Source organism: Pseudoalteromonas aliena SW19 (assembly GCF_014905615.1).
GTDB classification, from domain to species: domain Bacteria; phylum Pseudomonadota; class Gammaproteobacteria; order Enterobacterales; family Alteromonadaceae; genus Pseudoalteromonas; species Pseudoalteromonas aliena.
The window spans coordinates 172,296-199,203 of the sequence record NZ_AQGU01000027.1; the positions used below are offsets into that span (position 1 = coordinate 172,296).

The window sequence follows — 26,908 nt, forward strand, 5'->3', positions numbered from 1 at the left end:
TTGTTAAAATGATCATATTTTTAATGAAGTGGGTACTACAATTTTTTAAGGATTTATGATGATTGAACAAGGCCAAGTACTCCCTGTAATTACTCTGTCGCAGTTAACCGATGATGGTATGAAAACGCTGACTAATAATGATTTATTTGAAGGTAAAAAAGTAGTGTTATTTGCGGTGCCAGGTGCATTTACACCCACTTGTTCTAATGCCCACCTACCTGAATTTATAACGCTTGCAGATAAAATTAAAGCAAAGGGCGTTGATGCCATTTATTGTGTATCAGTAAACGACGCGTTTGTAATGAAAGCATGGGGGGACTCTCAAAATGCAGAAGAAATTTTAATGCTGGGTGATGGCGATGCTAGTTTTACTAAGGCATTAGGACTTGATAAAGATACTGCTGGTTTTGGTGGGATCCGTTCGATGCGTTACGCTATGATAGTTGAAAATAGTGTCGTAACGGGTTTGTTTGTAGAGCAAGACAAAGAATTTGCTATTAGCCGTGCAGAAGCTATTCTAGAAAAACTATAAATTTAAATATTTCATGTGTTTAAGTGATATAAAACCCCGACTTTAACAATCGGGGTTTTCTTTTTATAATATTATTTTTTAATTATTTATGGCTTATATTGGCCGCTAATTGTTAAACCAGAAACGCGACTGTATGCGTTAATGCTGATATGCCATTTACCGGCTTGCGGGCTGCTAAATGTACATGTTTCTTCATTACCATCTTCATACGGGCGACAGTCATAATTTGAGGCTGTTGGCTGGCTACCAAATTTAACATGTAAATCAGCATCTCCACTACCGCCTGAGGTTGTCACTGTAAATGTAGACATGTTAGCAGGGACATCTAATGTGTAATGTTTCCATTGACCTGCACTAATATTTACATCACTTACAGAACCACCACCTGCTTCCGGTTTAGTCGTATCTGTTCCGCCAGCAGCTGCAACGGCGGCGGCCGCATCAACAATACCTGTACCACAGTTAGTACAGCTTGCAGGGAATGAGCGGGTTGTTGATTTTAAAATATTTTCTATTTCATCAGGCGTCGCATTAGGCTTAGCTTGTTTAATAAGTGCAGCAACACCCGCTACATGTGGTGCAGCCATTGATGTGCCTTGCGAATAACTATAGCTGTCACGTGAAGGGCTTGATGAACCTGTATTGTAGGTAGATAAAACACCTTCTGAGTCGTTTGCAAAACTTTGCGCGCCGCCAGGTGCTGCAACATCAATATTGCTTCCGTAATTAGAGTAATATGCACGACCACCGTTACGACCTACAGCAGCAACATTTATTACACCATTACAGTTACCTGGGTTGTAGTTTGCTGAATTATCATTGTCGTTACCTGCGGCAATAACAACCACTGCGCCGTTGCTTCGTGCCGCATTAATTGCGCTTTGAGTCGTAGAGCTACATGACCCGCTGCCACCTAAACTCATGTTAATAACATCGGCAGGGTTAGCGTTTGCTGGCACGCCAGATACATTACCGCCAGCTGCCCAAATAATACCATCAGCAATATCAGAAGTTAAACCACCACATTTACCTAATACACGCACTGGTACTACTTTGGCGTCGTAAGCAACACCTGCAACACCTTCACCATTATTAGTAACTGCGGCAACGGTGCCGGCTACATGAGTACCATGCCAGCTAGAGCTCTTAGCATCATTAGTGCCACATTCATTTGTTGCAACCGCATCACCAGGGTCGCGAGCATCGCTATCACGACCACCACCGTCATTTGCGACCGATAGATTTGAAATCATATCGTAACCTTGTAAAAGGTTTGCGTTTAAATCAGCATGAGGGCGATAACCTGTATCAAGTACTGCCACAACCACACCATTGCCTGTTGCGCTATCCCAAGCGGTAGGTAAATTTAGGCCACCTGCTTGCTCATAATAATGCCATTGATCATCAAAACGCGGATCATTAGGTGTCGAAAACGGCTGTAACATTTGATCAACTTCAATATACTCAACATTACCTGAGCCAACTAGCTCTTGCATAAACTCTTGTGCTTCTTCTGCGTTGAGTTTTTTATCTGCACGTACTACATGGTGGTTATTAAGTGCCATAGCGCGTACATATTTGCCCTTTACTTTCCCATTTTTGGAAGAGAAGCTTTTAACAAAATTTTGTGCTCGCTTATTCATGCTAGCAGAATCGGTATTTTCAGATGAAATATTTACCATATCATTACTGTTATGTTGATATTTTATAATGAACTGTGTTTCAGCGCTATTTTGGCTTTGTAACTTTGCTGATGTTTCAGCCATTGAAGGCGCAAGCGCTTGAGCAGGGTTAGCCATACTTGATGTTGCTGTAAAGATTGTACTTACTGTTAATGCAATAACGCATTTTTTAAAGATTTTAGTTGTTGTCATAATTATCCCTAGTGTTATTAACTTTTACGCAGACAAAACCTGCGAGAAGGGAATTAAAGTAAACGATCTGTTAATTAAGTTAAAATATCATTTCATTATGTACCTGTTTAATTTGGTTATAACGAGAGTTTACAGTGCTTTTATAGTCATTTTGTTGTTTCAATACTCTTTTTAATAGTTTAAAAGTGTTGTTTATTTATGCTTTTTTACTTTTAGTAAGTTAAATACATTTAATTTGTTGTGTAATTACTAATAATTAATTCGATACGTTGGACATGTTTAAATTTGCTATAATCGAAAAAATTTTTTAGTGAGATAAATTAATGGCCCAAGTAGATGTAATAGTAATAGGCGCGGGAGCTGCCGGATTAATGTGTGCGACACAAGCAGGGTACCGAGGTCGAAGCGTTACTGTACTTGATATGGGTAAAAAACCCGGTCGTAAAATTTTAATAAGTGGTGGTGGGCGTTGTAATTTTACAAATGAAAATGCGAGTCCAGATAACTACTTATGCAGTAATGCACATTTTGTTAAATCGTGTTTAAGTCGCTATACCCAGCATGACTTTATTGAGCTGGTGGACAGACATGGTTTAGCTTATCACCATAAAACTCTTGGCCAGCTGTTTTGTGATAATAACGCACAAGACATTGTTAATATTTTACTGACCGAATGTGAGTGGGCTGGGGTAAATATCAAGTTACGTAGCGAAGTGATCAGCGTATCAAAAACTGATAATGGTTACTGCGTAGTGACCGAGCAAGAAACGCTTTACTGTGAGTCGTTAGTCATTGCATCGGGTGGTTTAACGATGCCTAAACTAGGTGCAACCCCAATTGGCTATAAAGTTGCTGAGCAGTTTGGCTTAAATGTATTGCCAACAATGGCTGCACTTGTGCCATTTACTTTGCATCAGCACGATAAAGATCGCTTTGAAGGGCTTTCGGGAATTAGTATCCCATGTGAAGTTTCAAGCGAAGACGGCACTGTATTTAAAGAAAATATTCTTTTTACGCATCGTGGATTATCGGGACCTGCAATACTACAAATCAGCTCATTTTGGCGAGCAGGGCAAGCTGTAACTATAAACTTACTACCTGAAATAGACTTAAGACAGCAACTTGCCAATTGGCGTGAAACGCAATCTCAAAAGTCGTTAAAAAATAGCCTTGCGACTATTCTACCAAAGCGTTTTATAGAAATTCTTCATGAGAGTAAAGCCATTCCTGATTGTAATATTAACCAGCTTACACATGCTCAAATAGATGAGTTAGTAAATTACATTCACGCTTGGCAAGTTAAACCCAATGGCACAGAAGGGTATAGAACAGCAGAAGTTACACTCGGTGGTGTAAACACTGACGAGCTAAGCTCTAAAACGTTTGAAGCTAAAAAAGCCAAAGGCCTATACTTTATAGGCGAAGTAACTGATGTAACGGGTTGGCTAGGCGGTTATAACTTTCAGTATGCGTGGAGCTGTGGTTTCGCAGCAGGGCAGTATTGTTAAATTGTTTAGGAGCATAAAGTTTGTAACCTTGGGATGAGCGTTCCATCCCTTGTTATTGTTGCCCATTTTTAGTTTACTCTTTTGAGGGGATTAGCTCTGGTTTTCCTAAATAATATCCTTGCACATAATCTATGTTCATATCTTTCACTTTTTTATATATATCAATATTTTCAACGCCTTCAGCTATAACCTTAGCGCCTAGTTGTTGACAAAAAGCGACTAACTTAATAAGCGGAGCAGTACAAACGTCGTTTTGGCAATACTGAAAAATCATGTCGCCATCTAACTTTATATAACTTGGGTTAAGGTCAAAGACATTTTTAAAATTTGAATGTTCAGTTCCAAAATCGTCAATGGCAAACAGGCAACCAAAACGTTTAAAAAGTAATATTCGTTCTTGTATATGTACATCGGTGTAGAGTAATTCTTGCTCTGTAATTTCGATAACAATATTGTGCAACTTAGTGTTTGTTGTATGCGCATTGATTAAAAAATCTAGTGTGCCAGCTGATAAGAACTGTTTCACAGTAAAGTTTATAAATAGCAGCTCTGATTCTGTTCTTATATTTTTAGTTGCATCAATTTTGAAGATTTCAGTGAGAAGTTCAAATGAAAACTCTGCATACAGTTCTGGATTACGATTAAATACTTCAAGTGATATAGAGTTAAATTTTCGTAATAAAATTTCTTGGCCAAATGCTCCGCCATCTATGGCCGATACAATTGGCATTATTGCAAAAGAAGTATTGTTATGCATAATATATTTTAATTCCCTATACGAATCTTATAAGATTAATCTATGAAACCTAAGGTTAGATAGATTCATCGTTACTCATTAATGTCTGTATATGTTGCGGATCAACTTTAGTCCAATAATGGCTACTAGTGTCTTTTGGTGAGGTGTTATCACCATGAACAAAACCTATATAGCCTGAATATTCTTGATGAGGAATAATTTTTTTTGTATTTTTTGTCCATAAAAATTCTGCATCCTCTCCTATTGTTTGGTGTTTAAATTGATTATTGGTCCAGAACTTTTTCCAATAACAAAGCGAGCCGCCTAATACCCAATTTCGCTCTGATTGCGGGTAAGAATAAAGCCAAGCCAGCCTTTTCTCAGGATCGAAATAATAGACATTGGTTATCCCTGTAATATCGCCTTTTGAGCTTAATAAAGCATGAACTTGTGTAGCTATCCAGTCTTTAGCCATCCAATCATCATCATCCCAGTGAATAATGATATCACCGCTGGCGAGCTCGTTAGCGATATTACGTTTATTACCTATAGAATGGTGTGAGTTTAACTTTAAGTATTTAATGTTATTTATATTAGAAGGTATGAGTTTATCTACAGGATCATTGCCATCATCGACAATTATTAATTCCTTTTTATCGTAGGATTGTTTTAAAAAATGTTGGATTGCTTGGACGACAAATTGCTTTCTATTTTTGGTTGGCATAATGCAGGATACTTTGGGTAAAGAGCTTTGATCCCCAAAAAGATGCTTTGTCGGTGGTAGGGCAATAGTTTCCTCTTGCGCAACTTCATAATATTGACGGTAAAATGTTAGATCGCTTGCCAATAAAGAAGAAACATCAGTCTTTCTCCAACCATTTTTGTCTTTAAACTGACCACTTTCAAAAGACCAACTATTGGTATCATGACGTAAATATATAAATAAACTACAGCCATCTATTTTTGCTAAACGTGCTTTTTTATTAATTAATTCTTCCAACAGCACAGCATCTTCGCGTAGTGAAATGTCAAGAAATTGAGAGTGACCTAAACACTTACGTGTATACATCAATGTTCCGCCATGCACTCCTTTTACAAACATGTCATTATATAAATCTGAACTCGTCTCCCATGCTTCCCACCGAGAAGGGCTAAAAAAAACAGTATTATATAAGGCAGTTATATCAGCTTCTCCTTGTAAAATAGGCTTAGCTTGTTCAGACAATCTGTTGTTGGCATACCAATCATCATCGTCCCAGTGCACCATAATCTGACCACAAGCAAGTTTTACTGCCATATTACGTTTGTAGCCTATGCTGGAGTTCTCTGGTGATTTTATATAATAAATATTACTAAATTGTTCAATACCCTTCGGTAAGTCTGTTAGCGTATCATAGACAATTATTAACTCGGTATGCGGGTAATCTTGTCGTGAAAAGTAGGTAATAGCCTGTTTGACAAAATTAGCTCTACCTCGCGTTGGCATAATGCAAGATATTAATGGTTTCTCTTCTCTATTTAATTTTTCTGGTGGTAAGTAGTAATCTTTTACTTTAGTTGAATATTTATCCATCTTCATGCTTAGCAACCGTGAGTTTGTTACGAAGGTTTTATCTCTGTGCATGTTTTCAGTAAAGTAGGATTTATGGGCATAGGCACTTTTTACCCATATAGCATCATATCCGGCCTCAATAGCCCTTTGTTGGTAGTCTATTTCCCAACAAAATCCATTTTTAAAATCTTCATCGGCACAACCAATAGTGTTAACTAATGCTTTATTGAGTACAAAACAAGACTCTAATAATGGATGCAATGATTCTGTATTGGAATTAGGGCGAAATTTATACTGAAGTTTTTGGCTTCGTAGCAATAAATTAATATTGCTAGGAGATTCATCCTGGTACAAACTTTGTTGATTCCAAGCATTATTGCTTGAAGGGCCTACTAAGCCGGTACTTTCGTTTTGCGTGAATTCTAACAGTAATAATTTAAGACTATGTGGTGCCAGTAACATCTCGCAGGTTATAAATACATAATAGTCGGCTTGTTGTGCAATAAGCTGGTTAAAGTAATATACGTGACCGCTTTGTTGTGCGGTTAATTCGATTACTGAATAAGGCAATTGCTGAATAGTTTGCTTAAGCTGCTCATTTGGCTGATCCAATAATAAAAGTAGTGTCGCATTTTTAACTTCTGCTGCATTCAGGTGCAAGTGGTATAACACATTATGTAGTTGAAGGCTGGTTGTTTGAAAATCAACATAAACACCAATTATCGTATTATTCTTGTTCATTTTCAGTTTATCCTTAAAACTTTTCACTCCCGTTTTGTTATAGAAGTAATGATGGGTAGTTCACTTATCGCATATTAAAAGAGAGAAAATAGAAATATTTTGCAAGTAATTAATACGTAATTAACGCATTAAAAATTTTAATGGTTTAGAAAGTTCTCCAGGTTGTCCTCCTTGCATAATGAGGTTGACCTTCTTGTTCTCGGAGATATCTAACTTGTTTAAACTGACGTTTAAATCATTAGGATGAATTAGTTCACCTTGTTGAGCTCTTAAATCAGCACAAATATAAACAGTTGTCGATAACTCAAATTTTATTTGGTTATTAGAGTCAATTTTTTGAGCAGCAATAATGCGTTTATTCTTAATAAGGTTAATACCCTCAACTTTATTCTCCATAGTTTTTTGAAAAATAACATGGTCAAGTTGATAGTCTATAGCAATACCACTGTTTCCCATATCGGGCTTATTATTTGCAGATAAAGAATTTATAGCGCTAACGTTGCCGTAAGCATCGAATAATTGATACTCATAAGCCCAATTTATACGAAAAGGGTGGGTCCACTGATAATTGCAGTTGTTTATCACCTTCCATGCCAGCATTTGGTTAATATTTCCAAATAGGTTCCGCTGGAATAGCGTTACCCTAGGCTGATGATTATTTGTAGACATGTTAGTAAAGCAAATATCAGTAAACATAGTATTCTTAATCCTGATGGTATATCAGCAATGACTAAACGGCTGTTAAATCAAAACACATTACGTAACCAATTTCTTCTCTTCTTAAGTGTTCTAAACCGTAGCTTAAATTGATCCTTAAGCAAACATTAGCACCAGAGGGTTCAAGAGAGACCCAGCCTTTTATAGTGAAGTCACTACTTGGTTTAGGAGGAGAGCTAGGTGGCGATGTTTGCGCTATGGGTGCAATAATATCAACTCGACCAGCAAAAACGGTTAGTTCAGGAATAATGCTAGCAACACCTTCTTTATTAAGTGTGTAATCGGTGAGTGTTACAGCTACTGATATCAACATGCCGTTTTCATCGTACTCAGGTAATCCGGAAATTTCGATACCATTATAGGGGGCTTCCGAGTTTGGACGTTTGCTCCAGTCACCAGATTGCCATGTTTGTGAAGTTGGGTCGTTTGCCATGTTATTTGTCCTTATGAATGTAAGTTTCTTAGCGTGTAAAAATGAAAATGTTGAGGCTAAATAAATAGCCTACAACATTTGGATTATACTGCTATTTATTAATGTTTTCTAAATGAAAACTAAATGCTGTCGCACCAGGTCCTGAACCACCGCCAGTCATCACAATGTCAGCACTTTGAATACCAAAGAGGTTAATCTCGGTATTTATTTGTTGAATAATAGCCGAATTCATAACGTCTCCTTCGACGATTTGAGAAGCAGTACCAATAAATATACTTGGCTTAAATTGGAATACCCCCTTTTGACCAGGCGCAACATTCGTTTTTGCTGCGAGTAACTTTCCATCACGATAGATGTTGCCACTGATTGCACCAGTACTTAAATTGTTTTTTATTTCAACTTCTTGGGCTGAGACTGCAGGTGTTGGTGATATTTTCAACACATCACCAGAAGTATCTTTGACCATTTCAAAGGATTGACCTTCATAGGCAGTCAATTCTGGTGAATAGTTACCATATGAATCACTTGCACAAACTTGAAATTGTAACGGGTAATTAAAAGGGTGGTTATCGTTACGGCCACAATTTTGAATAACTCGCCAAGCAACAGCTAGTTCGTCAAAAGTTTCCGCGACGTTTTTTTGAAAAATAACCACTTCACTGTTATTGATATCATTAGAGCGGTTGATAAAGTTTAATTTAATATTTTCTTGAGCCATTTTATATTTTCTCTTTTATAGTTGAATGTTAAATTATTAAATAAGAATTTTTTCTATATTTAATAGTCATTTATGCTTAAAGCGTTTGGCGCTAGTAGTGCTTAGCACAGGAGTTAATTTAGGTGATATTACTCACTAAAACCTTTGCCAGGCATTTACTTTTCTTTGATTTATTCACTTTTGTTAATTAATTGTCAATATAAAGTGGGTTTTTACCAGCCTAACTGATTCATAATTGCCATGGTAATAGCATCGACACCGCCGGGTTGATTAGGAATATCTCCTGCTCGCATTAAACAGTGATTATAATGTGCTTGAAGGTGGTCAGCGGATGTGAAAGGGATAAAAGGGATCGGAGTAAATAAGTCATAAGCCACGCCACTAGCTGTAAGTTGAAAATCTTCTGCTAGCAGACCTGTATTATTTAGACCACGCAAACGATTAGCCAGCGATAGTGTATTGTTGACTGGTGCATTATTCCAGAGTTGACAGAATACCGTCGGGTGACCATTGAGGTTTGCTGCCGAATTTGGATTCATAGGATTGTTAAGATCATTCCAAAATGGAATTAAAACACCTATATCAGCAAGAGCATAATGAGCAACCAGCCTATTTAATAAGGGTTGAATGGCAGCTATTAGGCTGTCACTTGAGTATTGCCCAATATTACCTGCGCCATTATTTACTATATTACATAGCCCTAGAAATCCTAACCCATGACAGCATTCATGCATAGCGAGAATACGAGCAAAGTTTTGAGGATTTGTATTATTATTTATTTCGGTTGAGTTTAAAAAAATCACCATATCGGTGCGGTCAACATCATTAGCTAGTAAAGCTAACCTTCTAGCTAGTGCCGTTGTGTAAACGATATTATTGGCCGTATTCAGATATAGGTTGGGTACTGTTATGCCATTGAAACCAGGCAATTGATCGGTAGTTACGACTTTAATTCGATATTCAGCCAAGGCGGGTTGTTGAAATACATTGTGCCATCCCGTTATGCCATTTACTCCTTCCTCTATTGCAGCTGTAATATTAGCCGCTAACGGTACTGCTTGTAGTTGTTGTAATTGATAATGCAACATATATTTTCTCCATATTTATATATTATTTATGCGATATCGCCAGATGAATGATATAAATATCGAAATAATAAACCTTTATATGAGACTATTTTTTCTTTGCTTACGTCATTTTTAATGATAAATAAAATAGATATTATGGGAGGGTTATACATTGAGGTTTAAATCTAGCTACTTTAAAGGTTATTTATAATCAGTTGATAAAATAAAAATAAATTAGAGGGAAGTATAAAGTAATCAAGGTAAGGGCAATTTTATTTGACCTCACCTTGATTGCTTTAATGTCAATATTTTTGATGTTATTAGGCTTTACTTCCATTTAAGCATTCATTCAGAGTTTCACCCCAAGCTCCGTCGATATCACTATCAATTTTCCAACCCATTACCCCACCAAATGGAATTTTTCGTGCTTTAGCCTGATTCAAAATGTCTATTAACGCACATGTAGGTATATAACCAGTACTGTTGCTACTGCCGACATCGTCTTTAGTGATAGGCTTGCCAATAACCACTTTTTCAAAGGGGACCTTTGGTGAGTCTTGAGTTATAATGCTTTTTACTGATGTTTCATTACTTACACCTAGATATTCAATGTCAAACATAGAGCTGAAATCTTCATATGCTTGATAAGCATAAGATCCCTGATTGTAGTATTGAATATTGTAGTAATCGATTCTACCAGCAGTTAGCTCTTCAAGTTTTGCATAGCCTTCGGTCTTATGGAAGTAAGGTGCCTGAGGGGCGTGAGATATTTGCAGCGTGGTTTTTTTTTCAGTTGCGACACTGACTATCGCGTTCGTCACAGCAGCTAACCATTGTAAGGTCTGCTGATTCATTTGAATATTTTCAATATCTAAATCTACCCCATCAAAACCGTTTGCTAGGGCGTATTCGGCAAGGGCTTTTCCATACTCTTTAGCATGCTGTAGATCTGCTACTTCAGGTAGGTAAGTTGAGCCGCCTGCAGCCAAAATACACTTTTTTCCCGCTTTCTTCACGGAATTTATAATATCTGAGTTACCTACCGCTGATGCAGCTGCGCCGGCAACTCCCTGTTCAGGGCTTACCCAAAATGAAAATATAATATCTGTATAACCACCGATGCATTTTGTCACGCTATCTAGTGTGACACTTCCATTGAAATATCCTACGACTTTATAATCTTTCATTGTAGTTCCTTTTATTTAAGTACTGCTAAAATAGTTTTAATGATTTTTAGGTTTTGTTATAGGCTTAGTTGAAACGCACACATTTTGCTATAGCCATACGTACCATACAGGCGAAAAATTATTACAATTTCACATACTTTGGCGCTTTTAGGTAGGCCAGTTCATTAAATTCCCATTTTGCCCCGTATACCCCATCACCTAAATTAACAGAGTTTTTTTGCTTTGGAACAGTCTTTATTATATCGACTTGATCTTTTGTATTACCAGATGCCCAATCTGTTACAAATCCGACAAAAAACCATTCATCGCAGCCATTTATTTTATCTTTAACTGCATTCGCCTTTTCATCATTAAATTGACCTTGTATGTCAACTTCTACTAAATGAATTCCTGTTAGTAGATCTCCTTTGCGACTTACCACACCAAGACAAGATGAAAAAGGTGTAAATTGAACCCTTATACCTTCACCACATTCCATTTCTTTTATTACCATTGCATTTGCTGCATCTTTAAAACTGTAAGTCATATTTTTCGTTTCCAATAATTTGTTAGATCTCATTAATTGTTATAGGCTTTCTTCAGTTGCCTATAACAATTGAGCTAAAACCCGTTTTAATGGGTTTTAGGTTTTGTTATGGGATTATTTTTGGTCTTCCAATTTTTAATGTGCTTACTTAGACGCCAAGATGAAAAAATCATATGCAACAGCAGGTTAATGTAAGGTCAATCGATTTATTAATTAAATACTATGCTACACGGCTTAAGTAGTTGGAGCACAGAATTAGTTTGGATTAATGTATTTCTTCACCGCATTTATTCGGGCAGTGGCTACCTCTTTATCTCCCGTAAATGTGTCACTTTGAATGTAGCTTAGGTAATTGGAAGAACTTAACCATGACCATGGCTCTCCCCCTGCCTGAATATTAAACCCCATATGTTTTGCAGTAGAACCATAATTATTGAAAGCAAACTCTAATCCAGCCCAGACATCATCATCGAAGTTTGGTCCATTATTCAAGAGGATAGTCAGGGCACTAGACACCATTTGTGATCTACAAGATTCCGATGTGAGTATTATCAATGCAGACACACGTTCTTGACTATTGTTTAAGTTAGTATCTTTTAATGCATCGATATATTTTTGTTTAGTTTTATTGCTTCCGACATGATTATAGCTTTTCAAGTTTACTAAATTGCCAAGCGAGTTTGTCACTTGGGTTATCTCAAATTGCCCCCTAGCCATTGCTATTCTGCCGCGTTGAACATTATTATATCCATAGGGGATTTCGAGAATCGTACCGTTAAGTACAATACCCAAACCACCTGCGGGCACTATTTTTTTTCTGTGATATAAAATAATTGCATCAATAATTTGCGTATTTACTACAGTATTTTCACTAATCATATTTCTCTCCAACATCTATTTTTAATTTATCTGTAATAGGCTTTGTTTATTACCTATAACATGACGTTAAAATCCATTAGTGGACATTATTAACGTTATATATTTTATAAAGGTGAACTAATAACAGCCAAAACGGCTGTTAAAAGACCACACGCTATTTTTGAACTCTCCTCATAAGTACTTTTACCTCTCAACTCTTTTGAGTAATTACAAGCGCTTTGAAGAGGAGTTAACATTATCCACCTCCCAGTGTTTATACCTTTGCCTTTTGCATGGTGTTCTTTGTTTGATGACTTTTTTGTTTTTGCCTATATTGCACTGGGGATAATTGATATTTTCTTCTAAACGCAGTAGAAAAGTTATTGGAATCTAGGTAACCCACGGCATGAGAAATAGCTAAAATGGTTTGATCTGTAGAGGTGAGTAACTGTGCTGCATGCAGCATGCGTTGCTCTCGAATCCAATTTAATGGGGTGACGCCATAGTGGGTTTTAAAAGCAAAAGAAAGCTTATTTCGATTTGTGCCCATGTGACGAATAAGTGTTGATATTGAAATATCATTTGCCATTTCCGACAATAGGTACGCTGCGGATTTTTCTGCTAAAGCGAAGATGGGATCAAGTTTTAAGTTATGTTTTAGTAAAAGTAGCTGTTTTGATTTTTCTCTACAGGCCATGCATTCAGTTATTGCTGTCTCTTCCTTTTGAAAAAACAAGGCTAACTTGACACGTAACAACAACTCGGGCTCAATAATCGGTGTGAAAATGTAATCATGTATACCTTGCTCAAATAACGATGTTCGGTTGTCTGTATTTATATTAGTTAATGCAAGGATAGGTGGAGTAATAAATTGTTTGTGTGTAATCTTTTCTTTTATATCAGAGAGTGGGGTTTGCTTTTTATTTACCGATAAGTGCTCCGTACCTGTAATAATTAGGTCGAATAGGAAGGGGGGCTCTGCCTCTAGTTGCTTCGGCGGTAGGTGAAATACGTTATAGGTTTCCTTATTTAGTATGTTTAATAATGTGCTTAAATCAGTTGATGTTATATTTGTTAATAATATTTTTTTTACTCATCATATTACTCTTCCTATCGTTATGTTGAATTATAAGTCCGTTTAGTTTCACGGAAATAAACACTCTATAGAAGGAATTTTTGTGATGGTATTACAGAGTATTACAGCAAGGGAGATTATGAATAGTAAGACTAGTTTGAGTTAAAATTTAGAAACGTTTATTTTTACATTATTCTTAGTATTATAGGGTTTATAAAATTCACAGTGGCTGTGAGGTATTCTTATACATATTGTTACGGGTTAATTTTATTGTCGCTGAACATATGTGTACTTTTATAAAAAGGTAAGTGGCTTAACTTTGTTTGATTAGTATTCAACATATCGAAGTCATAATATAGTCAGCCTGAGTGAAATTAGGTGTATTGTAAGCATATTGATCTTTGTATCTTAGCGTATTTTTGTTGTTATTTTTACCGCCAGTAATGCGATTTTTATTAAACTATCGGTTGTACTGGCGGATTAAATTATTCATTACTTCCTCATTTAATGCCTTGGTATATGCTATAAATCATCTTTGCTCTTTCACGTTTTATCACTTAAAACAAACTACTGCTGGCGCTTATAGCTGCATTATTTAAATGCTTATTTTTATTAAACTAACCTGTATTTTTGCAATTTGCTGTTTGGCTTATCAGGTATTGTCATTTCAATTAGCGCGGCATCTATAGCTGGTTTTAGGTAGCGTTCTCTAAAATGCTTTCTGTCTTTTAAATTTAGTTTTACTTGTAATTGCTTTCGATTTAAAGAATCACTCGCTTGGGATAGTACGTTTATTAAGGCTTTAACTTGTGGGGTTTGTTGGGGCTTTACTGTTGTGGGGTTTTGTTGGGGGGTTGGTTTTTTGTCTGATAATGAATCATCAAATGTTAAAACTGCACATAAAACGTTTTCTAGTATGTATTCTATAAAGGCGCAAGAGTCACCTGTTTCGGTACTGTTACTTATTGCTGTGTGGTATTGCTCTTCACTTGTCGCGACGATGCCCTCTATTGGCATTAGAGCAAATAATGGGTTCCATTGCTTTAGCATTTGAGTTTGCCAAATACACCCAATCCGGCTATTACCATCAACAAAGGGATGTATAAATTTAAGCTCATAGTGAAACACCGAACTTTTTATAAGAGGATGTTGTTTTGAGCTAGCAAGCCAACTAAACAGCTCTTCCATCATTTGTGGTATATGCAGAGCTTGTGGAGCCATTTGCAATCTTTTGCCTTTATCGACATTGCTGGTTCGATAATGACCCGCATTACTTCCTCGCGATAGCATGAGGGTTTTATGCGCACTTAAAAAGTCATTGCAAAGGTTTGTATCCCAATTATCTAATTGATTATAGGTGTTAGCTATGTCGTTTTTTTCTTGGGCGATTTCAGCGACTAAGGAGTCGTCATCACGATGTGGCGTATTTATATGCGGGCGGGTTAAATCACTGCCTTCAATAGCAAGAGTGTTTTGAATCTGATTTTTGACAATGTTTTCGCGGTCTTGATGTATGTCGTTTTTATTATAAAAAAAAGACAACTTACCAAGGGCTTCGGCAATATCAGAAATATAATGAATAATTTTTGCTGTAATCGTAAAGGGAGGTTGAAAATGACTCATGAAATAATAAATTTTAAGCTTAAATTCTATCTATAAGATACGCTAATCAAACTTAAAAGTCAGCGCTATTGGTATAATTTAAAATTATTAATAAAGAGTAAAGCCTTACATCTATCCTATGTTTTTATTAAGTATTTGTAAAGTAAACAGCCCTCTTTACAAAGAGGGCTTAAAATGGCGTGTTTTTATGATTGTTAATAACAATACAAGATTACTTTAAAACCAAACACACGATTGCTAACAATAAGTAACAGCATTTATTCTTCAATAAATGCTTCTCCTTCAGTTATCCATTTGGCGGCAGGCTTGCCTTTTAAATGATGATCAAAGTACTGCATCATACGCACTGAAAAGTCGACCTGATTAGGGAATTTTTTCAAGTGGTGCGGTTCACCTTCATATTGTAAAAAGGTGGCGTCTTTGCCTGCGCGGCGTAGTGCTAAATAATACTGTACGCCTTCGTGCCATGGAACAGCATCATCTTTATCACCAAACATAATTAAGATGGGAGTGTTTACCTTATCTGCAAAAAACACCGGTGAGTTTTCAATGTAAAGCTCTGGTGCTTCAAATAAGTTTTTGCCAATACGGCTTTGCCCTGTTTCGTATTGAAATTGACGTGCAAGGCCCGATTTAAGGCGAATACCACTGTAAGCACTGGTCATGTTAGATACAGGAGCCCCTGACACAACGGCTTTAAACATATCAGTTTGGGTGATCATAAAGGCGCTTTGATAACCCGCCCATGAGTGGCCTTGTAAACCTATTTTATTTGGATCAGCAATCCCTAAGTCGATTAGCTTTTGGGTGGCATTAATCATGGTTTGTGTTGATGATTTGCCTGGGTGGCCTATTTCAAAACGAATATCAGGTAAAAATATTGCATAACCGTTTGATGTGAACATAGGGAAGTTAGGGCGATGGTTTAATTCCATTTTTGGAAACTCAAACATGCGCTGGCTCATATAACGGTAAAAGTACACAACAACAGGGACTTTATCACCTTTTTTATAGCCTGCTGGTTTTATAAGCACGCCTTGCAAGTCTTCGCCATCAAAGCCTTTGTAGCTTATTAGTTCTGGCTTTTCACCCCAAGCAAAATCATTGATTTGTGGGTTTAATGTCGTTACTTTTTTTGGTGCACTAAAACTAAAGTCAGTGTGATAGAAATCCGGAAATTGACTGTAAGTTTGCGAGGTAAACACGTACTTGTCGGCATTTTTAGCTTTTTTGACCAGCTCAAAGCGTTTTTGTCCACTCAGTACTTTGGTGATCGTATTTGTAGTTAAATCGAGTTTTGCAACTTCGCTTTGCTTAGTCTGTAGGTTTATAGCAGATAAAAGCAGGGTGTCTGCTTTTTTAAAGCCAATTTGGTCTTTATCAAGCTTAACAACGCGATATTGCGTATTACTTTGTTTTCCATCGGTTAAACGGGTTGCTTGCTTAGTTTGTACGTCAAATGCCCAGATATCGTATTTGCTGTAAGCAAGTACTTGGCTGCTGTCTTGCATCCAGCCGGCAAAGCCATAGCCTGGCTGAGTTGAAGGGTAGTCATGTTTATCGTCAGCAAAGGTGGCCTGAATTGCTTTAGTCAGTGGGGTTACTTGATTGTTTTTTAAATCTTTAAGCTGTATTTGGCTATTGCTAAAGTAAGCGGCAAACTCACCATTAGGTGCAAGGCTTGGCCTAAATGGGTAGTCATTAATAATAGCTGTTTGCTTGCCTGTATTTATATTTACAGCAAAGTAGTCTGCAAAAAAACCGCCGTACATTATTTTTTCTAGGTAGGGGATGTTAGATGAGCCAAGTAAAGACACATCTCGCTCAGAGTTTAGTGCAACCTCAGGCATATTAGTGGTGCTTAGCTGTACCGCTTTTTGTGAATTAACGTGGTATACCGCGCTGTAATGACGAGTTTTATTAACTTCGTCCCATTGTTGCTCTTCACGCGGCTTTATTTGTACATCGTTGTTATGCCATACATTTAAACCTTTGTGTTCACGTATGGTATCAAAATCGTAAAGTGATGCTTCGTCAGTGTATTCTTTTGCTTTTACTTTCGCTGCGAGTTTTGGGTGGTTCTCAAAGTATAAGCGCTCGCCGTTTTCAGACCATGTTAACGTGGCTGTTTTACCTATTGTCCAATCTTTATTTGGCGAGCTTATTGTTGAAAGAAGTTCGTTTTTCCATAGCTGTAAACTGTAGTTGCGGCGGCGTGTATCGTCATTGACGTAATTTCCTACAGTAAACGCAACACTCGTATTTGTTGGATGCCAAGCTATTTTACTGGCTACTACGCCAGGCTCATCTATTAAGGTTGTGCTTTGAAAGTTATTTAAGTTTATAAGCGCTATTTGATTATTATTGCCATCACTGTAACTTTGGCTAACCAGTAATTGATCGTTAGTCGCGCTAATATCATAGCTAAATACGTTTTCTATTGTGTGGCTGCGTTTATCGGCTAAATTTATAATAACGAGTGAGTAAGTTTTATCTTTTTTATCTGGTGAAATTGCGCTCTCGTCTTTAATGTCGCCAGTGCTTTCACTTTTTTCTTTTTCGTCATCTTCTTTATCAGCGGCTTTATTTAAACGATAAGCAAGCCAAGCACCGTCATCTGACAGTTTATAATCTTTAACGTCAGCAAAGCTTTGTTGTTCGCCTGATAGCGTGTTTACGAGTACGACATTATTTTTTAGTGTGTCTTTTTTCTTGCTGTTTTCTTTTTCAAGCAAAGTAGGTACTTGCGTAAATGCGACCCAATTTGCAGCTTTATTTATAACGGGTTTAGTACCTCCCTCAACTTCGCTAATTAAACTATTACTGCTCAGTGAGTAAACTTGGCCAGTGGCATTACCACGATAAGGCGTTGCACTGAGTGACAAAATACTCCCATCTTCAGATAACTGAGTACTTTTAGCTGATTTAAAATTAAATATATCTTTAAATTGCAATGCGTCTTTGGCGTTTATAGCTGTGCTCGTTAAGCTAATAATAAGCGCAGAACTTAATAAGGTGAGCTTTGTTTTCATTATAGGTTCTCATTTTTTAACATTTATTTAGTGTAACGAGTTTGATTAATATTTCGAGTAGATCAGATAAATAGCAAGCAAGGGCGATGAGTAACATGCAGATACAAAAAAACGACCAAAAGGTCGCTTTTTGTATCTGCTAATTATAAATTCAATTTGGCAGAGAGTCGCAGTTAAAGCCAGATTTTTTGTAACTCAGGCCATTGCTTTTCAAATTGAGTGCTTGGTTTTGCTTTAAAATCGCTGCGTACAAATTGGTTCATTTTACCTTCAACATAAGCAAGTAAAAAATTTGCAAGCGTCAGTTCATCGCTTTGAAAATTTCTACCTTCGCGTAGTTTTCGCTCACGCAATACTTGCTTAAACTGGGTTTCGAGTTTTTCAAAAAAGCTCTGCACACGTTCGCGTAAACGCTCTTGCTCACCTTGCAAAGCATCGCCCGTTAAAATACGGGTTATGCCTGGGTTTTTTTCAGCGAATGTTAAAAGTAATAACAAAATATTATAAATGCGAGTTTGGCTTTCTTTTTCATTTTCTAAAATAAGGTTTATGCGCGATAAAAGAGTGTCTTCAATAAACTCTATTAGGCCTTCAAACATACGTGCTTTGCTAGGAAAGTGACGGTACAGCGCGGCTTCCGATACGCCCACTTCAGCGGCTAACTTAGCTGTGGTGATACGTTGTCCTAGGCTGGTTTCTAACATTTGTGCGAGTGCTTGCAGTATTTGCTCTTTGCGATTGCTTTTTTTTGTCGCAGGCATGAACATTCCTTTTTTTAGTTATTTCTTAGTGGCACAGTTAAGGACCCTAGTCATTTTTTGTTCAAATGAATGGCTTATGTTAATGTTTTATTCAGTTTGTTTCCAGCCTTTTTATAGGTGTTTAGCGAGTTGCTCGATCACTTTGCGGGCAATTTCTACTTTACTGCTTTGCGCTAATTCTAACTGCTCATTATGCCAATAAAGCGTTAGCGCATTTTGATCAGAATTAAACCCCAAGCCACTTTGCGATACATCGTTAGCACAAATCATGTCGAGATTTTTGTTTTTGAGTTTGCCTTTAGCGTAGTTTTCTACATTTTGTGTTTCAGCGGCAAAGCCGACCGTGTAAGGGCGATTTTGAGTAAGGCCTGCAACTGCTGCAATCACATCAGGGTTTTTTACTAAGGTGAGGGTAAGTTCGTCACCTTGTTTTTTCATTTTTTGAGTCGCAACATTCGCAGCCCGGTAATCGGCAACGGCAGCGCAGCCAATAAATGCATCTGATTGTGGAGCGTAAGTAAGTGACTCAGCGAGTAGTTGCTCAGCGCTTTGTATATTAATTAAGTTTACACCAGTTGGCGGCTTAATATTAACAGGGCCTGAAATTAAATTCACTTTTGCGCCAAGCAATAAAGCGGCTTGTGCGAGTGCATAGCCCATTTTTCCTGAGCTGTGATTTGATATAAAACGAACCGGATCAAGTGGCTCACGTGTTGGCCCTGCTGTTATGGTAATTGTTTTACCTAAAAGTAACTGTGGTTGCTCTTTCGCAATGCATAACTCAACAAGTTCATGAGGTTCTAGCATTCGACCAGCGCCTACATCACCACAGGCTTGTTCTCCTTTACCTGGGCCCCAAATAAGTATGTTACGTGCTTTTAATGTTGCTAAATTAGCTTGCGTTGCAGGGTGTGCATACATTTGTTGGTTCATAGCTGGCGCAACGGCTACTTTAGCTGGTGTAGCTAGCAGTAACGTTGTTAATAAGTCATCGGCAATACCGGTCGCCATTTTAGCAATAATGTTACAGGTTGCGGGTGCGACTAAAATTAAATCAGCCCATTTTGCAAACTCTATATGGCCCATTGCCGCTTCAGCAGAGGGATCAAGTAATGAGTCTGATACCATTTCGCCACTTACCGCTTGCATTGTTAAGGGGGTTATAAAGTGCTTGGCCGATTCGGTCATTACCACTTTAACTTCACAACCATGGTCTTTTAATCGTCTAACTAATTCGGCGCATTTATAAGCTGCAATACCGCCGGTAATACCCAGTACAATTTTTTTATTGGTTAAATCAATCATGGTTGTCTATAAGCCTTATTTAATATTGTGGCTAAAATAACAAATCTTTACCTGTACAGCTAAGTTTTTAATTTGAAATTATCAGGCTAATTTAAAAATTTGCATTACAGTTAAAAGACACTTTTGCTCAGCAAGGATGAATAATGCAATTAACATCGCTACCAAATTCACTTCGCCCACGTGAAAAGCTCATTGCCAAAGGAGCCAAAGCATTAACGGATGCTGAGTTGCTGGCTATTTTTTTACGCACTGGCTTACCTGGTATGAACGTAATAGAGCTTGCCCAGCATTTACTTAACGAAAATAAAACACTGCATAACTTGTTTAATGCCAGTATTGAGGAGTTTTGTTCTCAAAAGGGGTTAGGAACCGCAAAGTATGTGCAGCTACAAGCGGTTCTTGAATTAAGCCAGCGATATATGCAGGAACGTTGCCAGCGAGACGCTGTGTTTAATTCGCCAAACTCGGTTTACGACTATCTCACTCTTCAAATGCGTGGTTTGCAACAAGAAGTGTTTATGGTGTTATACCTCGACAGCCAAAATAGATTAGTGAAAGATGAAATTCTTTTTTACGGTACGATTAATTCAGCCAGTGTTTATCCGCGCGAGGTGGTAAAAGCGGCGCTTAAAAATAATGCTGCGGCAGTTATTTTTGCACATAATCATCCAAGCGGTATTGCAGAACCTAGCCAAGCTGACAAACTTATAACCAATAAATTACAACAAGCACTGCAATTGGTAGACATAAGTGTACTTGATCACATCATTGTGGGTGGGGAAACCTGTGTTTCTTTTGCTGAGCGAGGCCTTATTTAGCTTTGTTAGGCACAGAAGTGTGTTAAAAATGAGCTGTTTAACGCGTTTTAGCAAATTAGTTTAATTTAAATGCAGTTTTTACTTTCCCTAAGGGCATTCGATCTTTATAATTAGCCGCTATCAAATTTACATATATGAGCTGATTGGATAGATCAGTGTTTGATCTTTGCCTGTAAAAGCTGTATAAAGAGCGCCCTTCGATTTATCTCTAGGGCGAAAATACACGGCCTTAGATTAAATTAAGCTCGAGCGAAGTTATTGGAGATATATAGACATGTCTAAAGTATGTCAAGTTACAGGTAAGCGTCCAGCGGTTGGTAATCACCGTTCACACGCGAGAAACGCGACTAGACGTCGTTTCCTACCTAACCTACAAACACACCGTTTTTGGGTTGAAAGTGAAAAACGTTTTGTAACATTACGCACTACTACTAAAGGTATGCGTATTATCGATAAAAAAGGCATCGACACGGTTCTTACAGAAATCCGTGCTCGCGGCGTTAAAGTTTAAGGATCTGAATCATGCGCGATAAAATCCGTTTAGTTTCAACTGCCGGTACTGGTTTTTTCTACACTACTGACAAAAACAAACGTAACATGCCTGAGAAGATGGAAATCAAAAAGTTTGATCCAAAGATTCGTAAACATGTTCTTTTTAAAGAAGCTAAAATTAAGTAATTTTAGTTCTTTTAGAATTTAAAAACCCAGCCTAGGCTGGGTTTTTTATTATTTAAAATATGGTTAATACCAAACTGCATAAATCTTTGAACAATTTAACGAATTAAATTGCACTATAAGGTCCTTAAAAACTTTCATTTAGAACAACTAGATACAAAAATTTTGCCTAGTTCTAGCGTGATTTTCTTAACGCTAAATAGACCCCATATATAAGCAGATCGATATAATATAAAAAACCTCGTTGGTATAACCAACAAGGCTTTTAAATCAATTAATGAAAACATTATTAGATTTTTGTGAACGCATCTTGTAATGGTGGCACAACTTGCTTTTTACGACTCAGTACACCATCTAACCATACTTTATCATTTTCTGGTTTTACACCATAAGCTTGCTCAACTAAGTTTGCATCGTCAGATACAATTAGCATTTCTGAGCCTTCTTTCATGATATCGGTAAGCAGTAAAAATACAGAATGGCGGTTGCCCTCTTGCTTTAGCTTAGCAATATCAGCAGCAAGATCTGCTTTAATATCATCAAAAACAGCAAGGTCGATTACTTCTAGCTGGCCAATGCCGACTAAATTACCGTTCATGTTGAAATCTTTAAAGTCACGCATTACTAAGTCACGCGCTGGTGTGTTTTCTACAGCAGACTTAACGCGGAACATATCCATGCCAAGCTCTTTAAAATCCTCAATGCCTGCAATTTCTGCTAGGGCTTCAACGCATTTAATGTCGGCAGTGGTACATGTTGGCGATTTAAATATTACGGTGTCGCTTAAAATAGCGCATAGCATAATGCCTGCGATGTCTTTTGGGATTTCTACACTGTAAAAGTCGTACATCATTTTAATAATGGTGTTTGAACAACCAACAGGGCGGATCCAACATTCAAGCGGAGTCGATGATGTTAAGTCACCTAGCTTATGGTGATCTACCACGCCAACAACACGAGCTTGGTCGATATCATCGGGTGCTTGTGTTTTTTCTGTGTGATCCACAATGTAAACATCTTCACCAGCGTAGCTTAATTTTAGCTCTGGTGCTTCGAAACCAAATTTATCAAGGATAAACTGCGTTTCTGGTGAAATTTCACCAAGACGTGTTGGAATCGCTGGCTCATCGATTTGGTTTTTTAAATACGCGAGTGCAATTGCACCACAAATAGAATCTGAATCTGGGATTTTATGGCCCACTACATACATAGACATTGACGGAACTCCTATAAATTTGCCGATATTCTAACAAAGTATGTAGGGTTTAACATATAGACAGTGCAATTAAGTTTTAGTTACACTTTAAATTCTTGAATTAATTGGGTGTGTAAATATGCGACTGGGCCGCAAAGGTTGGAACAACGTTATTATATTTTCGATGTTGATTATGATCTTCTTTTTAAATGGCTGGCATAAACAACTTTTTAGCAATATCGATGCGCCTTCAATGCAGCCGGTATTGCCAGTGCAGAGTTTTGTTTTGACCCTTGAGTTTGTCGATCAAAAAATTGAACGAATTGGCACTAGTTGGCGTACAACTGCGTTACAAAATGACGTATCTCTTCGTTGGTTGCCGTCTGAACCGCAGCTTGGTGAGCTTATCAACCGTTGGCAAAGTATTGAGCTTATAAATATTAATGAGTCGGTTGTGTTTAATCCTCGAGCGCCTTTATATGTCGCTACATTTGAGTTAGCAGGGGAGAGTTTGCCATGGATTTATTTGTTGTATAAAGATAATGCGCATTATTACTTACTTGAAAAAAGTAGCCAACGAGTACTTAAGCTTGATTTAGCGACTGCGAAGCAGTTATTTCCTAGTTTTGATTTTTCACAAAGTGAGTCTAATTAATGCCTGAGTTACCAGAGGTAGAAGTGAGCCGAATGGGGATCACTCCCCATGTACAGAACCAAGTTGTTACCAAGGTAAACATTTACAATGCCAGTATGCGTTGGCCAGTGCCTGATGATGTTTATCAACTAGAAGGGTTAACGGTAACAAGCATTGAACGACGAGCTAAATACTTACTGTTACATTGCCAACTTGGTAGTACTATTTTGCATTTGGGAATGTCGGGTAATTTACGTGTAGTAGATAAAGCTGAGCCATTAAAAAAGCACGACCATGTTGAGTTTATTTTTGGTAATGGTAAGGCGCTGCGTTTAAACGATCCTCGTCGTTTTGGTTGCTGCTTATGGCAAGAGCCAGGAGAGGTACACAAGCTGCTCTCTAAGCTTGGTCCTGAGCCGCTTACCGATGATTTTTTTGCTAAACGCGTGTACGAACAATCGCGCAATAAAAAAGTGCCCGTAAAGCAGTTTATTATGGATAACGCTGTGGTTGTTGGAGTCGGTAATATTTACGCGAATGAATCACTCTTTAAAGCCGGTATTCATCCCAAACGAGAGGCTGGTAAAGTATCACTAAAGCGTTATCAGGCACTTATCCCTATTATAAAAGACACGCTTGCTGCGGCCATAAAACAAGGTGGAACAACGCTTAAAGATTTTGCACAAAGCGATGGAAAGCCAGGTTACTTTGCTCAAGAGTTATTAGTTTATGGACGCAAAGGAAAACCGTGCATGACGTGTGAAAACGAATTAGAAGAAATTAGATTGGGGCAGCGCAGTACTATTTTTTGCTCAAACTGCCAAAAGTAGATTACTTGAATTTAAAATATACGGTCAATTTAATTCGATTGACTGTATATTTTAAAGCTCGAATGGTGCAACACCTACAGCTTTGATTTTATAGCCTGTTTGGGCTATCTCTCCTGACCATGATTCAGTGCTTATTATTCCTGTGACCACAATTGCGTCGTATAGGCTTTCAATAGGCACACCGCCTTTAATTGTTACATGCACTATTTGATTAGGTGGTGGCGGCGGAACGTGTATGCAAGCGCCAAAGTACGGCACCAGTAAAAACTCGGTAATGACTTCACTGTCACCCTCAAGCGGCACAACAAAGCCAGGTAAGCTAACCGATTGTCCATTTAGCTCTTTTACAATGGGGGCATCTAAGTCGGGCTGCACCCAGTTTTGCTCACTACCGTCGTGATTAGCTTGAGTTTGTGTGTCTATTTGTACGTGATTTTTAGGGATTAAGTCCTCCCAAAAAATTTCTTTTGGTGGGTTCGCGTTACTTATAAAGCTGCTTATTAGTAAGCACACTAGCGCGCTGTAATAAAATGTTGTTTTAAAAAAAGTCATAAACTACCTAATAATTATGTTTTTATACTCATGCCATCGCTGAGCGAATAAAAGTAAGCGCGTGTAGCGGGTATTAAGCCAATAATAAAGCCAGCAATCATAATAACGCCGATAAGTGTGAGTTCATAGCTAGAAAGCATAGCTATGTTAACGCTAATGCCAGCGTGGCTTTGCAAATAAGAGCCACCTGTAAATAGTGCTAAGTAATATAATGCACAGCCCACTATGCAACCAAGTAATGTTGTAAATAATGATTCGATACTAATGAGCGTAAATAACTGCCATGGGCGAGCACCTACTGAGCGTAATATGGCAAGCTCACGCCGACGCTGACTTAAGTTGGCAAGCAGCGAGGTTAGCATACCAAGTAAGCTTACCAACACAATTACGGCTGAAAACAACATCAGTACTTTTTCTACAATGGCGAGCATTTGCCATAATTCTTTAAGTGTGACCGTTGGCATAATGCCAAGCAGTGCTTCTTTTTTATATTGATTTATATTACGCCTAATTTGCAATGTGTATAAAGGCGATTTAAATCCCATTAAAAATGCAGTAATTTGCTTTGGATGGCCAATTAGGCTGTTATGTTCGTCATGGTCATGGTCATGGTCATGGTTATCGCCAGAATTGTTGCCGTGGATTAAATCGATAGCTGCAAGCGGTATATGTAGCGTTTTATCAACGGGTGTTCCTGTGGGATTTAAAATTCCTACTACTTTAAACGGATTATCGTCGTGGTGATGAAAGCTTGTGTTGCCCATGCCGTGAGATATAACAATAGAGTCGTTAAGTTTATACCCTAATGCAGTTGCGACATCACTGCCGAGCACCACCTCGTTAATAGCACTAAAAGCGTGACCCTTGTTAAAGCTTAAGCTTTGCTTTTTTGCAAAGCGATAATGGCTAAAGTAATCAAGTGTTGTACCCAGTACAGCTTGGCCTTTGTGACTGTCGCCTAGGCTTATAGGTATGCTCCATTTTACACCACGCTGGCTTGTTATATATTCATAGCTTTGCCAACTTACGTTATTGTTGGTGTGGCCAATTCTAAAGACAGAGGAAAGCAGTAATTGTATATCGCCAGTGCGTGCGCCGACAATTAAATCAGTGCCCGAAATTGTATTACTAAAGCTACTTTTGGCATCAATGCGTATACGCTCAACGCTAAGCAGTAACATAACACTAATGGCGATTGTAAAGAGCGTTAAAAGCACACTGGTACGACGATTTAATAGGCTTTTGTAAGCAAGTTTAGCAAGGATCATAGCTGCTCCTGCAAGCTGATAAGATCAACTGAGCGGTCGAATAACGGTTTTAAACTTTCATCATGGCTTACAAACATCAAAGTACTGTTTGAGTATTTGGCTTGTTCAAACAGTAATTTAATAAAGCTTTCACGGTTTTGGGTATCGAGTGCAGATGTAGGCTCGTCCGCTATTATTAGTTCTGGGCTGCCAATAAAAGCGCGGGCAGCGGCAACACGCTGCTGTTGACCTGTGCTTAGCTCTGCAACATTTTTATTATATTGTTGCTCGCTTAAGCCAAGTGCGTTTAGTAAGCGCTTGGCTTCTTTGGTTAAAGTAGTGGAGTGTTTTAATGCTTGGCGCTGACGTATTTTAGAAAATTGACACCCTAAAACCACGTTTTCGAGGGGTGTTAAATAAGGCAGTAAATTAAAGTTTTGAAAAATAGTGCCAATATGATCCGCTCTAAATGCATCTCGCTTGGTGTTACTTTGCGTATTTAAATTTTGACTTAATATTACAACATCGCCGCTGGTGGCGGTATTTATTCCCCCAAGTAGTGCAAGCAGTGTTGATTTACCAGAGCCACTAGGACCATGTAAAAAAACATGTTGGCCTTTTTTTATAATTAATTCGCTGATGCTAAGCGTGGGGGCTTTATCGTTTTTATGCCATTTAAAAGTGACGTTTGTTAGGTTGATCATTGTTTGGC

At 37.8% G+C, this 26,908-nt stretch carries 26 protein-coding genes; 7 read left to right on the top strand and 19 right to left on the bottom strand.

The features are described 5' to 3' along the window. The first annotated feature begins 58 nt into the window (after nucleotides 1–58). A complete protein-coding gene (locus PALI_RS14065; RefSeq protein WP_193156371.1) occupies nucleotides 59–532 on the top strand; it encodes a peroxiredoxin in 474 nt (157 codons plus the stop codon). Nucleotides 533–618: 86 nt separating this feature from the next. Here PALI_RS14065 and PALI_RS14070 read toward each other — a convergent pair whose 3' ends face one another. Next, a complete protein-coding gene (locus tag PALI_RS14070; RefSeq protein ID WP_193156230.1) occupies nucleotides 619–2,406 on the bottom strand; it encodes a S8 family peptidase in 1,788 nt (595 codons plus the stop codon). 323 nt (nucleotides 2,407–2,729) lie between these two features. Between PALI_RS14070 and PALI_RS14075 the strand changes: the two genes are divergently transcribed. Beyond that, nucleotides 2,730–3,914: a BaiN/RdsA family NAD(P)/FAD-dependent oxidoreductase gene (locus PALI_RS14075; RefSeq protein WP_193156231.1), complete on the top strand. Its 1,185-nt coding sequence runs from the start codon at nucleotides 2,730–2,732 to the stop codon at nucleotides 3,912–3,914. A 73-nt stretch (nucleotides 3,915–3,987) separates the two neighbouring features. On the opposite strand, the gene PALI_RS14080 is transcribed toward PALI_RS14075, so the two are convergent. The 14 genes from PALI_RS14080 to coaBC all read right to left on the bottom strand — a co-directional run bounded on the left by PALI_RS14080 (nucleotide 3,988) and on the right by coaBC (nucleotide 20,245). Next, on the bottom strand, nucleotides 3,988–4,671 hold the full coding sequence (locus PALI_RS14080; RefSeq protein ID WP_193156232.1) for an EAL domain-containing protein: 684 nt from the start codon (nucleotides 4,669–4,671) through the stop codon (nucleotides 3,988–3,990). A 55-nt stretch (nucleotides 4,672–4,726) separates the two neighbouring features. Further along, entirely contained in the window at nucleotides 4,727–6,943 is a 2,217-nt protein-coding gene (locus tag PALI_RS14085) for a glycosyltransferase (RefSeq protein WP_193156233.1), read from the bottom strand. 120 nt (nucleotides 6,944–7,063) lie between these two features. Further along, complete coding sequence (locus tag PALI_RS14090) at nucleotides 7,064–7,639, bottom strand: hypothetical protein (RefSeq protein ID WP_193156234.1); 576 nt, start codon at nucleotides 7,637–7,639, stop codon at nucleotides 7,064–7,066. 34 nt (nucleotides 7,640–7,673) lie between these two features. Continuing rightward, nucleotides 7,674–8,093 (bottom strand): hypothetical protein, encoded by a 420-nt coding sequence (locus tag PALI_RS14095; RefSeq protein ID WP_193156235.1) that lies wholly within the window; start codon nucleotides 8,091–8,093, stop codon nucleotides 7,674–7,676. Nucleotides 8,094–8,184: 91 nt separating this feature from the next. Next, on the bottom strand, nucleotides 8,185–8,811 hold the full coding sequence (locus PALI_RS14100; RefSeq protein ID WP_193156236.1) for a hypothetical protein: 627 nt from the start codon (nucleotides 8,809–8,811) through the stop codon (nucleotides 8,185–8,187). A 212-nt stretch (nucleotides 8,812–9,023) separates the two neighbouring features. After that, nucleotides 9,024–9,899, bottom strand: coding sequence for a hypothetical protein (locus tag PALI_RS14105; RefSeq protein WP_193156237.1), 876 nt, complete (start codon nucleotides 9,897–9,899; stop codon nucleotides 9,024–9,026). 299 nt (nucleotides 9,900–10,198) lie between these two features. Next, nucleotides 10,199–11,065, bottom strand: a complete 867-nt coding sequence (locus PALI_RS14110) for a glycosyl hydrolase family 18 protein (RefSeq protein ID WP_193156238.1) — start codon at nucleotides 11,063–11,065, stop codon at nucleotides 10,199–10,201. A 121-nt stretch (nucleotides 11,066–11,186) separates the two neighbouring features. Beyond that, complete coding sequence (locus tag PALI_RS14115) at nucleotides 11,187–11,591, bottom strand: hypothetical protein (RefSeq protein ID WP_193156239.1); 405 nt, start codon at nucleotides 11,589–11,591, stop codon at nucleotides 11,187–11,189. A 255-nt stretch (nucleotides 11,592–11,846) separates the two neighbouring features. Then, a complete protein-coding gene (locus PALI_RS14120) occupies nucleotides 11,847–12,470 on the bottom strand; it encodes a hypothetical protein (RefSeq protein ID WP_193156240.1) in 624 nt (207 codons plus the stop codon). 253 nt (nucleotides 12,471–12,723) lie between these two features. Then, a complete protein-coding gene (locus tag PALI_RS14125; protein WP_193156241.1) occupies nucleotides 12,724–13,209 on the bottom strand; it encodes a helix-turn-helix domain-containing protein in 486 nt (161 codons plus the stop codon). A 927-nt stretch (nucleotides 13,210–14,136) separates the two neighbouring features. Next, nucleotides 14,137–15,147: a Fic family protein gene (locus tag PALI_RS14130; protein ID WP_193156242.1), complete on the bottom strand. Its 1,011-nt coding sequence runs from the start codon at nucleotides 15,145–15,147 to the stop codon at nucleotides 14,137–14,139. Nucleotides 15,148–15,404: 257 nt separating this feature from the next. After that, the gene (locus PALI_RS14135) at nucleotides 15,405–18,179 is read right to left on the bottom strand and encodes a S9 family peptidase (RefSeq protein WP_193156243.1); all 2,775 of its coding nucleotides are present in this window, start codon (nucleotides 18,177–18,179) and stop codon (nucleotides 15,405–15,407) included. 173 nt (nucleotides 18,180–18,352) lie between these two features. After that, nucleotides 18,353–18,940 (bottom strand): nucleoid occlusion factor SlmA, encoded by a 588-nt coding sequence (slmA, locus tag PALI_RS14140; protein ID WP_077536070.1) that lies wholly within the window; start codon nucleotides 18,938–18,940, stop codon nucleotides 18,353–18,355. A 111-nt stretch (nucleotides 18,941–19,051) separates the two neighbouring features. After that, nucleotides 19,052–20,245 (bottom strand): bifunctional phosphopantothenoylcysteine decarboxylase/phosphopantothenate--cysteine ligase CoaBC, encoded by a 1,194-nt coding sequence (gene coaBC / locus PALI_RS14145; protein WP_077536069.1) that lies wholly within the window; start codon nucleotides 20,243–20,245, stop codon nucleotides 19,052–19,054. Nucleotides 20,246–20,388: 143 nt separating this feature from the next. Here coaBC and radC point away from each other — a divergent pair, with 143 nt between their 5' ends. The 3 genes from radC (at nucleotide 20,389) to rpmG (ending at nucleotide 21,741) form a co-directional block, all read left to right on the top strand. Next, the gene (gene radC / locus PALI_RS14150) at nucleotides 20,389–21,063 is read left to right on the top strand and encodes a RadC family protein (protein ID WP_077536068.1); all 675 of its coding nucleotides are present in this window, start codon (nucleotides 20,389–20,391) and stop codon (nucleotides 21,061–21,063) included. Between the two features lie 274 nt (nucleotides 21,064–21,337). Then, the gene (rpmB, locus tag PALI_RS14155) at nucleotides 21,338–21,574 is read left to right on the top strand and encodes a 50S ribosomal protein L28 (RefSeq protein ID WP_004335549.1); all 237 of its coding nucleotides are present in this window, start codon (nucleotides 21,338–21,340) and stop codon (nucleotides 21,572–21,574) included. A gap of 11 nt (nucleotides 21,575–21,585) precedes the next feature. Next, the gene (rpmG, locus tag PALI_RS14160; protein WP_004335545.1) at nucleotides 21,586–21,741 is read left to right on the top strand and encodes a 50S ribosomal protein L33; all 156 of its coding nucleotides are present in this window, start codon (nucleotides 21,586–21,588) and stop codon (nucleotides 21,739–21,741) included. Between the two features lie 286 nt (nucleotides 21,742–22,027). Here rpmG and PALI_RS14165 read toward each other — a convergent pair whose 3' ends face one another. Beyond that, a complete protein-coding gene (locus PALI_RS14165) occupies nucleotides 22,028–22,954 on the bottom strand; it encodes a manganese-dependent inorganic pyrophosphatase (protein ID WP_077536067.1) in 927 nt (308 codons plus the stop codon). A 118-nt stretch (nucleotides 22,955–23,072) separates the two neighbouring features. On the opposite strand from PALI_RS14165, the gene PALI_RS14170 reads away from it, so the two are divergent. Both PALI_RS14170 and mutM read left to right on the top strand, forming a co-directional pair. Then, on the top strand, nucleotides 23,073–23,588 hold the full coding sequence (locus PALI_RS14170) for a hypothetical protein (RefSeq protein WP_193156244.1): 516 nt from the start codon (nucleotides 23,073–23,075) through the stop codon (nucleotides 23,586–23,588). Further along, nucleotides 23,588–24,397, top strand: a complete 810-nt coding sequence (gene mutM / locus PALI_RS14175; protein ID WP_193156245.1) for a bifunctional DNA-formamidopyrimidine glycosylase/DNA-(apurinic or apyrimidinic site) lyase — start codon at nucleotides 23,588–23,590, stop codon at nucleotides 24,395–24,397. Before PALI_RS14170 ends, mutM begins: the two co-directional genes overlap by 1 nt. Nucleotides 24,398–24,448: 51 nt before the next feature. Here mutM and PALI_RS14180 read toward each other — a convergent pair whose 3' ends face one another. From PALI_RS14180 to PALI_RS14190, 3 genes are read right to left on the bottom strand one after another with little or no spacing between them, the layout of a single operon-like run. Next, nucleotides 24,449–24,949 (bottom strand): DUF3299 domain-containing protein, encoded by a 501-nt coding sequence (locus PALI_RS14180; RefSeq protein ID WP_182701518.1) that lies wholly within the window; start codon nucleotides 24,947–24,949, stop codon nucleotides 24,449–24,451. A gap of 14 nt (nucleotides 24,950–24,963) precedes the next feature. Next, on the bottom strand, nucleotides 24,964–26,217 hold the full coding sequence (locus PALI_RS14185; RefSeq protein WP_193156246.1) for an ABC transporter permease: 1,254 nt from the start codon (nucleotides 26,215–26,217) through the stop codon (nucleotides 24,964–24,966). After that, entirely contained in the window at nucleotides 26,214–26,900 is a 687-nt protein-coding gene (locus tag PALI_RS14190) for an ABC transporter ATP-binding protein (protein ID WP_193156247.1), read from the bottom strand. Before PALI_RS14190 ends, PALI_RS14185 begins: the two co-directional genes overlap by 4 nt. Between the last annotated feature and the right edge of the window lie 8 nt (nucleotides 26,901–26,908).

Bases quoted from the DNA above. Each gene is read 5' to 3' on its own strand.
- PALI_RS14130 (WP_193156242.1), bottom strand. From the start codon at position 15,147: ATGAGTCATTTTCAACCTCCCTTTACGATTACAGCAAAAATTATTCAT.
- PALI_RS14070 (WP_193156230.1), bottom strand. From the start codon at position 2,406: ATGACAACAACTAAAATCTTTAAAAAATGCGTTATTGCATTAACAGTA.
- rpmG (WP_004335545.1), top strand. From the start codon at position 21,586: ATGCGCGATAAAATCCGTTTAGTTTCAACTGCCGGTACTGGTTTTTTC.
- PALI_RS14135 (WP_193156243.1), bottom strand. From the start codon at position 18,179: ATGAAAACAAAGCTCACCTTATTAAGTTCTGCGCTTATTATTAGCTTA.
- PALI_RS14065 (WP_193156371.1), top strand. From the start codon at position 59: ATGATTGAACAAGGCCAAGTACTCCCTGTAATTACTCTGTCGCAGTTA.
- PALI_RS14075 (WP_193156231.1), top strand. From the start codon at position 2,730: ATGGCCCAAGTAGATGTAATAGTAATAGGCGCGGGAGCTGCCGGATTA.
- radC (WP_077536068.1), top strand. From the start codon at position 20,389: ATGCAATTAACATCGCTACCAAATTCACTTCGCCCACGTGAAAAGCTC.
- coaBC (WP_077536069.1), bottom strand. From the start codon at position 20,245: ATGATTGATTTAACCAATAAAAAAATTGTACTGGGTATTACCGGCGGT.
- PALI_RS14100 (WP_193156236.1), bottom strand. From the start codon at position 8,811: ATGGCTCAAGAAAATATTAAATTAAACTTTATCAACCGCTCTAATGAT.
- PALI_RS14165 (WP_077536067.1), bottom strand. From the start codon at position 22,954: ATGTCTATGTATGTAGTGGGCCATAAAATCCCAGATTCAGATTCTATT.
- PALI_RS14080 (WP_193156232.1), bottom strand. From the start codon at position 4,671: ATGCATAACAATACTTCTTTTGCAATAATGCCAATTGTATCGGCCATA.
- PALI_RS14090 (WP_193156234.1), bottom strand. From the start codon at position 7,639: ATGTTTACTGATATTTGCTTTACTAACATGTCTACAAATAATCATCAG.
- PALI_RS14095 (WP_193156235.1), bottom strand. From the start codon at position 8,093: ATGGCAAACGACCCAACTTCACAAACATGGCAATCTGGTGACTGGAGC.
- rpmB (WP_004335549.1), top strand. From the start codon at position 21,338: ATGTCTAAAGTATGTCAAGTTACAGGTAAGCGTCCAGCGGTTGGTAAT.
- slmA (WP_077536070.1), bottom strand. From the start codon at position 18,940: ATGCCTGCGACAAAAAAAAGCAATCGCAAAGAGCAAATACTGCAAGCA.
- PALI_RS14085 (WP_193156233.1), bottom strand. From the start codon at position 6,943: ATGAACAAGAATAATACGATAATTGGTGTTTATGTTGATTTTCAAACA.
- mutM (WP_193156245.1), top strand. From the start codon at position 23,588: ATGCCTGAGTTACCAGAGGTAGAAGTGAGCCGAATGGGGATCACTCCC.
- PALI_RS14110 (WP_193156238.1), bottom strand. From the start codon at position 11,065: ATGAAAGATTATAAAGTCGTAGGATATTTCAATGGAAGTGTCACACTA.
- PALI_RS14170 (WP_193156244.1), top strand. From the start codon at position 23,073: ATGCGACTGGGCCGCAAAGGTTGGAACAACGTTATTATATTTTCGATG.
- PALI_RS14105 (WP_193156237.1), bottom strand. From the start codon at position 9,899: ATGTTGCATTATCAATTACAACAACTACAAGCAGTACCGTTAGCGGCT.
- PALI_RS14190 (WP_193156247.1), bottom strand. From the start codon at position 26,900: ATGATCAACCTAACAAACGTCACTTTTAAATGGCATAAAAACGATAAA.
- PALI_RS14180 (WP_182701518.1), bottom strand. From the start codon at position 24,949: ATGACTTTTTTTAAAACAACATTTTATTACAGCGCGCTAGTGTGCTTA.
- PALI_RS14185 (WP_193156246.1), bottom strand. From the start codon at position 26,217: ATGATCCTTGCTAAACTTGCTTACAAAAGCCTATTAAATCGTCGTACC.
- PALI_RS14115 (WP_193156239.1), bottom strand. From the start codon at position 11,591: ATGACTTACAGTTTTAAAGATGCAGCAAATGCAATGGTAATAAAAGAA.
- PALI_RS14120 (WP_193156240.1), bottom strand. From the start codon at position 12,470: ATGATTAGTGAAAATACTGTAGTAAATACGCAAATTATTGATGCAATT.